Annotated in this window: 10 protein-coding genes; 3 read left to right on the top strand and 7 right to left on the bottom strand. The window is 63.9% G+C overall.

Translation table 11 applies throughout. The features are described 5' to 3' along the window. Positions 1 to 95: 95 nt before the first annotated feature. From G4G28_RS25040 to G4G28_RS01395, 5 genes are all read right to left on the bottom strand, one after another. The gene (locus tag G4G28_RS25040) at positions 96 to 392 is read right to left on the bottom strand and encodes an HAD hydrolase-like protein (protein ID WP_229425377.1); all 297 of its coding nucleotides are present in this window, start codon (positions 390 to 392) and stop codon (positions 96 to 98) included. Further along, positions 365 to 736 carry an HAD hydrolase-like protein gene (locus G4G28_RS25045; RefSeq protein ID WP_229425378.1) on the bottom strand — a complete coding sequence of 124 codons (372 nt, stop codon included), beginning with the start codon at positions 734 to 736 and terminating at the stop codon, positions 365 to 367. The genes G4G28_RS25040 and G4G28_RS25045 overlap by 28 nt, the downstream gene beginning before the upstream one ends. Positions 737 to 958: 222 nt before the next feature. Continuing rightward, on the bottom strand, positions 959 to 1435 hold the full coding sequence (locus G4G28_RS25050) for a hypothetical protein (protein WP_229507848.1): 477 nt from the start codon (positions 1433 to 1435) through the stop codon (positions 959 to 961). A 36-nt stretch (positions 1436 to 1471) separates the two neighbouring features. After that, positions 1472 to 2842, bottom strand: a complete 1371-nt coding sequence (locus tag G4G28_RS01390; RefSeq protein WP_229507849.1) for an AI-2E family transporter — start codon at positions 2840 to 2842, stop codon at positions 1472 to 1474. A gap of 254 nt (positions 2843 to 3096) precedes the next feature. Next, entirely contained in the window at positions 3097 to 5562 is a 2466-nt protein-coding gene (locus G4G28_RS01395) for a PAS domain-containing protein (protein ID WP_183107960.1), read from the bottom strand. 190 nt (positions 5563 to 5752) lie between these two features. On the opposite strand from G4G28_RS01395, the gene G4G28_RS01400 reads away from it, so the two are divergent. Then, positions 5753 to 7381, top strand: coding sequence for an ATP-binding domain-containing protein (locus tag G4G28_RS01400; protein ID WP_182990573.1), 1629 nt, complete (start codon positions 5753 to 5755; stop codon positions 7379 to 7381). A gap of 14 nt (positions 7382 to 7395) precedes the next feature. On the opposite strand, the gene G4G28_RS01405 is transcribed toward G4G28_RS01400, so the two are convergent. After that, positions 7396 to 9108, bottom strand: coding sequence for a diguanylate cyclase (locus G4G28_RS01405; RefSeq protein ID WP_182990574.1), 1713 nt, complete (start codon positions 9106 to 9108; stop codon positions 7396 to 7398). 388 nt (positions 9109 to 9496) lie between these two features. Between G4G28_RS01405 and G4G28_RS01410 the strand changes: the two genes are divergently transcribed. Further along, a complete protein-coding gene (locus G4G28_RS01410) occupies positions 9497 to 10627 on the top strand; it encodes an acyltransferase (protein ID WP_182990575.1) in 1131 nt (376 codons plus the stop codon). Positions 10628 to 10704: 77 nt separating this feature from the next. On the opposite strand, the gene G4G28_RS01415 is transcribed toward G4G28_RS01410, so the two are convergent. Beyond that, positions 10705 to 11139 (bottom strand): very short patch repair endonuclease, encoded by a 435-nt coding sequence (locus tag G4G28_RS01415; RefSeq protein ID WP_182990576.1) that lies wholly within the window; start codon positions 11137 to 11139, stop codon positions 10705 to 10707. Positions 11140 to 11187: 48 nt separating this feature from the next. Between G4G28_RS01415 and G4G28_RS01420 the strand changes: the two genes are divergently transcribed. Continuing rightward, complete coding sequence (locus tag G4G28_RS01420; protein ID WP_229425380.1) at positions 11188 to 12819, top strand: DNA cytosine methyltransferase; 1632 nt, start codon at positions 11188 to 11190, stop codon at positions 12817 to 12819. The last annotated feature ends 176 nt before the right edge of the window (positions 12820 to 12995 follow it).

The following is a 12995-nucleotide window of genomic DNA, read 5'->3' on the forward strand; positions in this document are numbered from 1 at the left end:
CGCTTCGCATTTTGGTTTGATTGCGAAAGTTTAGCATGCGAAGTAATTTCTTGCTGACGCCCGCACCTGTTCGCCAATCGATACTGCCCGACGTCTTATCGTTCCGCCACCATCGACGCGATCGCCACCAGCGACAGCGGCGCCTCGAACTCGTGTTCCGGCTCCACCTTGCGCAGCGCCTCGATTGGCGCATAGCCCCAGTGCACGGCGGCAAAGGCGATGCCGGCGCGGCGGGCGGCGTCGGCGTCGGTGGCCTGGTCGCCGATGTAGAGCGCCGCGCCTGGCACCACCGCCGCGCGCCGGATCACCTTGCGGATGCGCGCGGTCTTGCCGAAGACCGAGGCGCCGCATTCGTACTGGCTGATCAGGCCGGCCAGTTCCGGCCCCAGCACCGGCGCACGTTCTGTTCCGAATTCGACGAGACGATGGTCAGCGTGATGCCGCCGCGGGCCAGTTCGCGCAGCGCGTGGTCGATATGGGGAAACAGGCGGATCTGCCCCGCATTCGCGCTCATCAGGCTCTTGAAGCTGGCGGCGGCCAAGGGGAGCTTCCAGGCGGGCATGCCGACGTGGCGCATCACCTCGCGCGTGCCCGCGTGGCGCAGGCGTTCGGCCTGGCCTGGGTCGATGCGGCTGAAGCCATGCTGGTCGGCGATCTGGTTGAACACGCTCAGGAAGAACGGAAACGAGTCGGCCAGCGTGCCGTCGAAGTCGAAGATGGCGAGTCGGTAGGTCATGGCAGTTTAAGTACTCACCCAAAAATAAATGTGTTTTTGGCTGCCAGAACCGACGCGTTGCTGCGTTGGCTCCTGCTTGCAGTGCTCGCACTGCGGCGCAGCCGCCGCCTTGCACCGCATCCGGTTCTGTTTGCCAAAATTCCCATTTATTTTCGGTCGAGTACTTAGGAGGGCGCGCTTGCATGATACACAAGCGCGCCCGCGCCGCCTTGACGCCTGCCTTCACGCCTGGGCGGCGCGTTCCGGCACCACGAAGGCCAGGCTTTCCTCGAACGAACGCAGCACCATGTCGACATGCTGCTGCACCACGTTCTGGTTGGCGGCGGTTTCGCCGAAGGGCAGGCGGATCGTCACCAGCAGCGCGTGCGGCAGGGCGGCGCGCAATTCGTCGGCCACGCGCTGCCACTGGTCCAGCATCGATTCGACCGGATAGGTGATGAACACGGTCGACACCAGGTCGGCCGTCTGCGGGCCGGGATTGTCCTGCTCGGTTCCAACGACGACCCTGCGCGCATCGATGTCGAGTTCGCGCAGGGCGCGCACCAGCAGTTCGCTGAGCAGGTCGTCGCGTTCGGTGCCCAGGCCCGCGCACAGCACCACGGAATGCGCCGGCACGTCGAGCGAGCCCTGCCAGCGGCCGAGGCGGGCTTCGCGCATCTGGCGCAGGTGGGCGCCGACATTCGCATCGAGCAGCGACACGCTGGCGCCGCCGCCGCGACGAGCCCGACACCGGCGTCAGCGTAGCGGCAACCTCGGCGATGGTGCTGCGGATGCGCGCGCCCGGTTCATTTCGATCTGGCCGCTGCGCTGTTCGGCCGCGGCCAGCGAAATGCCCGGCAGCAGGATCTGGTCGCAATAGCGGGCGAAGCTGTGGCGCGCCAGATAGGATTTCGCATCGGCCAGGATGGCGTGGGTCTCGCCGCCCAGCGCGCGCTGGTAAAAGCGCTGCGCCGTGTTCACGTTCGGCACTTCCCCCAGCAGGATGGTGACCGGTTCCAGCGCCCGCACGTGGCGCCCCGCCACCACCAGGCACAGGGTCAGTGGCGTCGACAGCAGCAGCCCGACCGGACCCCACAGGGCGCCCCAGAACAGGGCCGAGACGATCACGGCCAGCGGCGACAGGCCCGAGCTGTGCCCATATACCTTCGGCTCAACCACGTTTGCCACGAACAGTTCCAGCGCGACGAATACCGCCAGGCAGGACAGCGCCAGGCTCCAGCCCGGATCGATGGCGGCGACGAACGTGGCGATGAGCACCCCCGCCACCATGATGCCGAGGTAGGGCACGAAGCGCAGCAGGCCGCTGAGCGCGCCCCACAGCGCCGCATGCGGCACGCCGAAGCCCCACAGCAGCACGCCGATCAGGCTGCCGAAAGTGAGGTTGACGACGAATTGCGACAGGAAAAAGCGCGACACGCCGCGGGTGGCGTCGGACAGGGCGCGCACGGTGCGGCTGATCTCGGCCTGGCCCGCCAGGCGGATCGCACGGTCGCGCAGGGATTCGTGTTCGAGCAGGATGAATACCAGCAGCACCAGCACCAGGCCGGCCTCGCCGATCGGCCCCCAGGCCAGCGCGAACAGGCGTGCCAGCGTGTCGCGGGTGGTGGCGCGCGGGGCGCGGATTTCCACCGGCAGCGGTTGATTGGCGCCGGTGGTGAGCGTGCCGCGCTTGACCGTCACCGGCGGCGGGGGCGGCACCGGTGCCTGCGGCGCCACCGCGCTCAGTTCGGCCTCCAGGCGCGCGAACGGACGCTCGGTGATCTCGCGCACGCGTTCGATCTTCGAGCGGATGGCGGCGCGGTATTGCGGCAAATCGCCGGTGACGGCGACCAGCTGGAAGGCGAGGATGGTACCGGCGCCGATCACGCAGGTGCCGGCCAGCAGCACCGAGACCAGGGTCGCCGGCAGGCGCCGGAAGCCGACGCGGCGCAGGCCGCGGATCAGGGGCGCGAGCACCAGGCTCAGGATCGAGGCCAGCGCCAGCGGCTCGAGCACGTCGCGTCCGAAGTAGAGCAGTCCGAGAATGCAGGTCGCGGTGACGACCGAGCTCGAGGTCAGGTTGTTGAGCAGGGATGAATCGCGCATCGGGAACGGGAACTCCGGCATTGCTGCTGCGTTGTGGTGGTCGCTGAACCGGCAGGGCCGGCGCCCAGCAGTCTAGCATCAATGGCAACCCGGCAGTTTGCCGTCGCGTTTACCACCCACCCGCGTGCGCAGGAGCGGTTGCGCGTGGCAAACGGTGGCGACTGCGCCACCCTACGAGCGTGTGAAAAAATGGCCATGGCCGCGTTGCATCATCTCGCCGTACCCTCGTACTGTCTTCGACGATGCGCCTTGCCCTGACCATTTTTTCACACGCTCTACGGCGCGATCTCGGCGAGCGCGGCGATCAGTGCGGCGGCGTCGACCGGCTTGACGAAATGGTGGTCGAAGCCGGCCTGGCGCGACGATTCGAGGTCGCTTGACTGCCCGTAGCCGGTCAGTGCGACATAGCGCGCCACCTGCAGCGCGGGTGCGGTACGCAGGCGGCGTGCCAGCTCGTGGCCGTCGATGCCGGGCATGCCGATGTCGAGGATGAAGACGTCGGGCGGCGCGGCCAGCGCGGCGTCCTGTACCGGTAGGGGTCGTTGATCGTGTCGACCTGGTGGCCGGCCGCGCCCAGCAGGGCACCCGGGGTGGCGGCGGCGTCGACGTTGTCGTCCACCAGCAGGATGCGCAGCGGCCGCGCGGCGCACATTGCCGTGGCCGCGGGCAGGACGGGGGCCGATGGCGCCTGCGGCGCGCTCTCGCCGCCATCGACGGCAGCTCGACCGTGAAGCGCGCCCCGCGCCCCGCCCCTCGCTGTGCACCGCGACCTGGCCGCCATGCATGCCAACGATATTCTTTACCAGCGCCAGGCCGAGGCCAAGGCCGCCACCGGCCCGGTCCGGCGTGCGCTTGCCCTGCACGAACAGGTCGAACACGTGCGGCAGCAGCGCCGCGTCGATGCCGTTGCCGTTGTCGCTGACGACGATGCGCACCTTGCCGTCTTCGACATCGACCGCCAGGGTGATGGTGCCGCCGCGCGGCGTGTACTTGGCAGCGTTGGCCAGCAGGTTGGCCGTGACCTGGATCAGGCGCGCGCGGTCGCCCAGCACGCAGGCACGGGCCGAACCGAGCTGCAGCGCCAGCGCATGCCCTCCGCCCTCCACCAGCGGATGCACCTGCTCGGCGGCGCTGGTGACGACGGATTTGACGTCCACTTCGCTCTGTTCCAGCTGCACCATGCCGCGCGTGACGCGCGAGACGTCCAGCAGATCGTTGACCAGCGTCGTCATGTGGCTGACCTGGCGCGAAATGACCTCGCTGTACTGGCGCACCTTGTCGGCGTTGTGCGGCATCAGGCGCAGCACCTGGGCGGCGGCGCTGATCGGCGCCAGGGGATTGCGCAGCTCGTGCGCTAGCATCGCCAGGAACTCGTCCTTGCGGTGGTTCGCGGCCTGCAGCGCTTCTTCGTTCAGCTTGCTCTCGTGGATGTCGGTGTCGGTCCCGAGCCACTTGACGATGACGCCGCTCTCGTCGCGCAGCGGACGGCCGCGCGCCAAGATCCAGCGGTACTCGCCCGAGTGGTGGCGCGCGCGGTAGGTGATTTCGTAGGGGTCGCCGGTCGCCACGCTGTGCTCCCAGCGCGCCCGGCCGGGCTCGCGGTCGTCGGGATGCAGCAGGCTCTCGGCCCAGGCCGTGCCCTCGGCGGTGCCGGCCGCCATGCCGACAAAGGCGTAGAACTGCTCGTTGTGGTAGTCGACCGTGCCGTCGGGCAGCGCCGTCCACACCATCTGCGGCATGGCATTCGTGATGGTGCGAAAGCGCAGTTCGCTGTCGCGCAATTCCTCTTCGAAGCGCTTGCGTTCGGTAACGTCGCGGGTAGTGCCGGCCACCGCCTCGACTTCGCCGTCGGGCCCGAGGATGGGCACGAAGATGTAATCGTAGATGCGCGGTCCGACAGTGCCGGTAAAAGGCACTTCGCCACGGATCGGCTTTCTGGTCGCCTTCACCTGTTCGATCTCGCGGTCGTGCATGGCCGCATGCCAGGGCTCGTAGCCCAGTTCCAGGAAGGTCTTGCCGACCGCTTCCTCGAGCGTCTTGCCCAACAATTTCAGCAGCACGGCGTTGGCGAAGGTGAAGCGGTGCTCGAGGTCGAACACATAGACCAGGTCGGGCGTTGCCGACAGCACGGTTTCGTACAGCCGCCGGCGCCGCTCGGACTCTTCGTGCAGCGTGGCCAGTTCGCGCTCGGCGGCGTCCTGGCGCGCGGTGCTGTCCTGTTCGCGCAGGTGGCGTTCGGTCAGCAGCGCCAGCAGATCCGTGAAGTAGCCGATTTCGGCGGCCAGGGCAGGGCTCGGTGTGCGCGCGGCCGCGTGATAGAACGTCAGCGTGCCCAGTACCCGTCCGCTCGGGGAATGCAGCGGAAACGACCAGCAGGCGCCGACTCCGTGGGCCGCGGCCAGGTCCCGGTAAGGAGGTGGCAGCGGATCGCGCGCCACATCCGCGACGACGACGGGCGCGGCGCCGTGCACGGCCCGGCCGCATACGCTCCCGTCGGGGCCGATCGGCAAGCGCGCCAGCGCCGCCGCGAGCTGCGCCGGCAGGCCGCTGGCGGCGGCCATGGTGAGGTCGCCTTCCACTTCGTCGATGACGTAGAGCGCCGCCCAGGTGTCGCCGATCAGCCGGCGTGCTTCTTCCAGCAGGCTGTGCAGGATGGCGTCATGGGACGCGCCGCGCACCGCTTCCGACAGGATGTGTTTCAATCCGCCGAAATCCAGGCCTTCCGGATGTAGCCTCATCATGGGCATTCGCAAGTGGAAAATATCCGATTGTAGCGCACGGCCCAACCGTTCAGGGAGGCTTTGCGGGGCTGCGGCGCCCGTATCCGGCCCCCGCGGCCGCGCTCCACGCGCGCACGGTTTGAAAGGTGTGTTTCCTTCGCGTGAACAGCCTTACAATCTTGCTACCTTTATATCTGCGAAGCCCGATCCCATGGCCCAAATCCATCCTGCCGGCTGGCGCGAGATGTCCGTCACCGGGAATGCCGCACGCGAGATCGAAACCCTGGCCCTGCTCGAGCAGCGCCTGTCCGATACGCCCTACCACATCTACCACGGCGTGCACTGGACGAACGTCGAGCAGGGTTACTCGGTATATGGCGACGTCGACTTCATCATCGTCGCCCCGAACGGACGCATGCTGCTGATCGAGCAGGTGGCGGGCCTCCTCAACGAAACGCGCGACGGCCTGCTGAAGAATTTTCAAGGTAAACCGCGCAAGATCCGCGCCCATATCCTGCACACCATCGAGGGCCTGACGCGCCGTTACCAGGGCGAGCTGTCGATCGACTACCTGCTGTACTGCCCGGATTACACGGTGCGCGACCCGAACCTGGCCGGCATCGACCCGCGCCACATCATCGACGCCACCAACAAGGGCCGGCTGGGACGCATCATCCGCGAGGCGCTGCCGATTACCGAGAAAACCGAGGACTTCGACAAGGTGACGCGCTTCCTCGGCGACACGCTCAGCCTGCGGCCCGACCCGAGTTCGATGATCGGCTCGGCCACGCAGATGGTGACGAGATTGTCCGGCGGCCTGGCCACCTGGGCGCGGCGGCTGGAGTTTTCTCCCTACCGCCTGCGCGTGGCCGGCACGGCCGGCAGCGGCAAGACGCAGCTGGCGCTGGCCGAATATACCGCCGCGCTCGACGCCGGCCTGCGCCCTCTATATGTGTGCTTCAACCGGCCGCTGGCCGACCACATCGAGCGCCTGGTGCCGCCGGGCGGACGCGTGTCGACCTTCCACATGCTGTGCGACGCCTACATGCGCGCCCAGGACGTCACGCCGGATTACTCCTCGCCCGAAGTCTGGAACGACATCGAAAAGGCGCTGGCCGAGGTGGCGCTGCCGGAAACCTGGCAGTACGACGTGCTGATCGTCGACGAAGGCCAGGATTTTTCCAGTTCCTGGCGCGACATCGTGCTGGGCATGGTCAAACCCGGCGGGCGTGCGATCTGGCTGGAAGACCCGGACCAGAACCTGTATGGCAAGCAGATGGTGACGCTGCCAGGCTGGGTGAAGCTGCATTCCGACACGAATTACCGCAGCCCGCGCCAGATCGTGCAGATGCTCAAATCGATCGGCGCCGCCAGCGAAGCGGTGGAGGCCGGCAGCCCCTTCAAGGGCGCCGACATCGAGGAGCTGACCTATCCCGAAGGCGACGTCGAGGCGATGCTGGCGCAGACCCGGCGTGCCGTGACGACTTGCCTGGCCGCAGGCTTCGGCCGCCACGACATCGCCATTTGCTCGTTCAGGGGGCGGGAAAAGTCGGCCATCCTGAATATCGACAAGCTGAGCGACGCGCATACGCTGAAGTTGTTCACGGGTTCGTATGACCTGTTCGGCAACCCGGTATTTCGGGAAGGCGGGCTGCTGGCCGAATCCGTCTATCGTTTCAAGGGGCAATCAGCGCCGGCGCTGATTTTCACGGAAATCGACTTCGAGGAGATGACGGACCTGGTGCTGCGTAAACTCTTCGTCGGCATGACGCGCGCGCGGTTGAAGCTGGTGCTGGTGATGAGTGACCGGGCGGCGCTGCAGTTGCTGGACCGGATGTAGCCCGCCGTCCGCGGTCAGATCCCGGCCCCGTCCTGCGCCGCGGGGGGAACCTGCGTCCCGCTATGCTCCTTGGCCACCCGTACGCAGTTGCGGCCCTCGTGCTTGGCCTCGTACAGCGCCAGGTCGGCCGCGTGCATCAGCAGCTGCATGTTGTTGCCGTGCTGGGGATAGGATGCCACCCCGATCGATGCGGTCGCACCGATGCGTTTGCCGTCGTGCAGCACGTCGCCGGCGGCGATCGCCAGGCGCAGGGCTTCGGCGCGCATGAGCGCATTGTCCTGGCCGCAGTCGGCCAGCAGCACCACCATTTCTTCGCCGCCCATGCGGCAGGCGACGTCGCAGGCGCGGATGCCTTCGCGTAGCGTCAGCGCCACCTTGCGCAGGATGGCGTCGCCGCCCTCGTGGCCGAAGGTATCGTTGATGCGCTTGAAATGGTCGAGGTCGAGGATCAGCACGCTCAGGGGCGCATCGTTCCGGCTGGCGCGCGCCATCTCGCGCTTGAGCACCTCGTCGAGGTAGCGCCGGTTGTAGAGCTGCGTGAGCGGATCGACGATCGATTGCTGGCGCAGCGACACGCGCAGGCGCACATTGCTCAGCGCCAGGCCGAGCTGCTCGGCGAGCTGGCCGATCCAGGCGCGCTGGTCTTCGGCCGCGTCCAGCAGCTCGTCGCCCGCCACCGTCAGGCAGCCGATCACGTCGCCCTGCGTCACCAGCGGCAGGCACAGGCGGCCGGTATCGACCTTCGGCACGTGGCGGCAGGCCAGGCCCCCGTTCGGGCCGAACTGGTGCGGACTGCCGCGCCGCAGCGCCCAGCAATCCGTCGCTTCGATGATGTCCGGCTCGTGTTCGGTCGTGCCCCAGCCGGCCTTGCGCTCGAGGATATCGCGCGAGTTGTTGTACAGATACAGGCTGCCGGACAATTTCGGCAGCACGCGCGGCAGATAGCTGGCGATGACGCCGGCCGATTCGTCGACCGTCTCGGCCAGTTCCAGCGAATGCATCAGTTCCGCGCTACGGAAGAGCAGGGCGTTTTGCAGCGAGATGCGCTCGCTTGTCAGTTGGGTCTGGTCGGCAGCGTCCTGCGCCTTGCGCTCGGCCGCGTCACGCTGGCGCAGCACGCGCGAAGCGGCAACCAGCACCCCGGCCAGGAACAGGATGTTCGTAATCGTTGCCACGAGACTGGCGTTTGCGGCGGAATTCGAGGTCGCCAACAATTGATTGCCGAGTTCGGCACGCCGGTGCGAATACATTGCCAGTTCCTCGCCGATCAAATGGCGCAGCCCATCCATCTGCGCCTTGCCGGTGCCGGTGGCGATGAAGGTGGCTGCAGCGGCAAAACCCTGTTCACGGCGCAGGACGATTGCCTGCTCGACGTTATGCATTTTCGCTGCCGCGGCACGCTCGATGACGGCAAAGCGGGCAACCTCGCCAGGGCTGGCCATGCCTTTGCGAAGCCCCTCCTGGGTTGCAGGAATCGTGTTGATCGCCGTGTGATACGGCTCGAGAAAGCGTTCGTTTCCGGTGACAACGAAACCGCGCTGCGCGGTTTCGGCATTGAGCAGCTGCTCCAGCAAGGTCATCTGCAGCCGCTCGACGTCGGCAGCGGCGCGCAGCTGTGACATCACGGTCGTCACCTGGTTGTTGACGACCATCGGCAAAGCAGCGACGGTCGACATGACAAGGATGATCGCGCAGGCGGCGAGTTTGATCTTGGATTCGAATTTCATCTGTGGAGGCTGGGCTAACGCGGCTTCATTGCCGGCCAGCCCACAATCCCACGGCATTCTGCGGCAGCCGCTACCTGATGAGGGTAGGTTATCACAGGCCATAGGCGATTTAAGGTCTGGTGCGTAGCGGGGTTGCGGGCGGTTGTGAGGCGGACGCCCCGCTGACGAAAATCGGTTCGCGTCTCGTCAGCGCCGGGTTGGCGCGACTGGAATTGTTTCTCTAATCACAGCAACTTCTGGTCAGCGTGAAACAATTGCTAACCTTTCTCGTGGTAGCACTTGTACAAGCTCGGCTATGATGGCGGCCCGGTCGGCAATATCAGCATCAATGCGTGCTTTGGTAGGGTCGGAAAGCATTGTTGACGATAGTGCGAAGCATGAGGTGGGAATGAGCGCAGCAGGCGTAACAGCGCCCCGAGCGAACGGGGCCGGTGGTAACCAATTTTTCTTGATCAATCTGTTGAAGGCAGGGGCGGCGCAGCTGATCGTGTTGCACCACTTGGCGTTCTATGGACCGATGGCGGATCACGCGCGCCAGTTGGCGCCCGCGCTGTTCGATTGGCTGGCCGCCGATGCGCGGATTGCGGTGCAGGTGTTTCTTGTTGTGGGCGGTTTCCTGGCTGCCAAATCCTTGTCGCCGCGCGGATTGCCCGGCCTGAGCAATCCCCTTGCCACCATTTGGCGCCGCTACCTCAAGCTGGCGCCTCCGTTCTTGGTGGCGATGCTGCTGGCCATTGGTGCCTCGGCATTGGCATCGACCTGGATGACCCATGACTCCATCGCCGCACCGCCGAGTTTCGGCCAGCTGAGCGCGCATGCCTTGCTGCTGCACGATGTGCTCGGCTATGAAGCCTTGTCCGCAGGGGCCTGGTATGTGGCGATCGATTTCCAGTTGTATGCGGCGATGAGCTTGCTGCTGTGGGGATGCGGACGCTTCGCTGGCGGGCGCAATCTGCCCTGGCTGATGCCGATCGTGATGACGATCGTGGTCGCCGCTTCACTGTTGTACTTCAACCTGGATTCGGATTGGGATGTGTGGGCGCCGTATTTCCTGGGTAGTTACGGCCTGGGCGCGCTGGCATGGTGGGCAAGCGATCCTGCACGCCGCCCGCGCGCCGTTGCGCTCTTGCTGCTGATGATGGTGGTGCCCGCCTTGCTGGCGTTGACGCTGGATTTTCGCAGCCGTATCGCGGTGGCCCTGGCGGTGGCCTGTGTGTTGATGTTGTGCGGACGAACGCAAACTGCTCCAACAGGAATGTGGCCGCTGGTGAATCGCTTAGCGAAGATTTCTTACTCGGTATTCCTGATTCACTTCCCAGTATGCCTCGTGGTCAATGCCGCGTTCACTCAGTTTGTCCCCACCCAGTCCCACCTACAGGCGGCCGGCACGCTGTTCGCTTGGATCGCTAGCTTGGCAGCGGGGGCATTGTTCTTCCGCTGGATTGAGAGGCCGCTAGGGCAGATGGCGAAGTTGCGCCCTAGCTCGAGGGATGCACTTGCATTCAATGCAACCCGCTGAAAATGGGCAAGTAAAGATGGATGTGGCGCGGTTGCTTTACAATGCAAGCGCCTCACGTCAGAATGCAAGACTGCTCGTTAACACACGCCTTTTCGAAGTGGCGAAGAGGTGATCTCGACGGACAGCTGATCTAGCCGAGTTTGCGAGTTTCGGCGGAGCTCGCACTCCCAGACGACAAGCACTCGCCACCCTGCTGCTTCAAGTGCTGATTGTTTTCGCATGTCTCGCTCTATATTGGAGTTGAATTTCTCGTTCCATTGCCCGGCATTTGATGCGGGTGTCGTGGCGTAGCGGCAACCATGATGCCGATGCCAGAAGCAACCATGAACAAAAATCGCGACCTTGTACTTCGGGAGAACCAGATCTGGGGAGCCAGGCAAGTCACGAGTATGGAGACGGAAGCGAAAACCTTGTGCGTGGAGATATTTACGCACAGTCATCTCCGGCTTTGTGTCTTTTGAACGAATTCCGGCCATCATTCTCGACCGCGTGGCTGAATCGACTACGTCCATTTTTCCTGGTATCCTGTTCCCCCACGCAAGTTTTCACGTTAGGCCAAGTTGCTCATCGAACCGCTATCCAATCTTGCGGGTACTATCCCGATTGTTGACCTCTTTGCTGGACCGGGAGGTCTTGGTGAAGGATTTTCGTCGGTAAAGGGCGATCCTTTCAGGATAATTGTATCCGCAGAAATGAATTCTTCTGCGCGCAATACGCTTCGTCTGCGTGCCTTTTATCGTTTGCTCAAGCGCCAAAGCGGGAATGCGCTCGATTCGTATTACCGATTTTGCAATGGGCAGGCAGACCTTCCCCATGACGATACCAACCTTGACAAATGGATAGAGGCAGGCGAAGAAGCGCGGCAGCTGGAGCTCGGTAACCCTGCCGACAATGACGAGCTCGACCGCCGAATCTCGGCTTACGAACTCGGGCCAGATATACCTTGGGTCCTGATCGGTGGGCCGCCATGCCAAGCATATTCGCTTGTCGGACGGGCTCGCAACCGCGGAAAGGTCGAGTACCGCGCGGAAGACGATCATCGTCATTTTCTCTACAAGGAGTACCTGCGGATCATCCAGAAGTACCGCCCTGCGGTGTTCGTCATGGAGAACGTGAAGGGCATTCTTACGGCGACTGTGGGCGGGAGAAAGATTTTTGAAACGATCCTTCACGATCTTTCGGATCCCGACAGGGCAATGGAAATGCCGGCTTCCGGAAGTGGATACCGAATACACTCGCTGACCTGCCGTACCAGCTTCTCCACCAAGGATGCGCCCCGAAAAATCGATGTGCACGATTTCGTGATTAAAGCAGAACAGCACGGAATTCCCCAGGCACGGCACCGCGTAATTCTCATCGGTGTTCGCGATGACATCGGCCTTGGGTCGCCCGGGCAGATCGAGAAGGTTGCCGAGGTCACAGTCGCGCGGGTCATAGGCTCGTTGCCCAAGTTGCGCAGCCGGCTCAGCAAGGAACTCGATTCAAGCGAGAGTTGGGGGGAGGTCGTGGCGAATCACTTCCGCGAAATGGCTCGAGAGGTCACGGCTAGCAAAGCACAGGCTGAATTGCGGCATGTGCTCGAGGAGGTGTCCGCGGAGATCCCTCGGGGACTAGGGACGGGCGGCAACCAGCTTCGCAAGATCGGTTCCGACGAAGATGATCCGACATTGCTTGATGGCTGGTATTACGACCCTCGCCTTGAAGTCTGGCTGAATCACGATGCGCGAGGGCACATGCGCGCCGATCTGCGACGGTATGCGTTTGCGGCAGCATTTGCTGATGCGTTCGGCTGGTCGCCGAAGGGGCATGCCGAGTTCTCGTTGCAAGGTTTGCGGCCGAACCATGACAACTGGGAGACAGGAAAGTTCTCGGATCGCTTTCGAGTTCAGCTGCAAAATCGGCCCGCAACGACAGTAACCAGTCACATTTCGAAAGACGGCCACTATTTCATCCATTACGATCCGAAACAGTGCCGGAGCCTGACTGTGCGGGAAGCCGCAAGGCTCCAAACTTTTCCAGATAACTACTTTTTTCAGGGAAATAGAACTGAGCAGTTTCACCAAGTCGGGAACGCAGTGCCTCCGCTACTTGCGAAAAAGATCGGCGACATCGTTATTGCCCTGTTACGTGGTGGGGATGCAGGCTCTACGGCCCCTGCACAACAGGATCTCTGGGCGACAAGAGTTCCGTAACCGTTCTGTGCCGGCTGTCAGTCAGAGTGAAAACAGAGCGTGTGTTGGAAAAATGCTGCGGTGATTGTTTGTTAGTTTTAAGTGCGCAAAATAAGTGATAATGAAAGGAAATAAGTTTCCCTTGTCACTTTGAAGCGCATCACTGCATGGCCCATCACCACCACTTGGTGTTTCAT

This window comes from Massilia sp. Dwa41.01b (genome assembly GCF_014171775.1).
Taxonomy (GTDB): domain Bacteria; phylum Pseudomonadota; class Gammaproteobacteria; order Burkholderiales; family Burkholderiaceae_D; genus Telluria.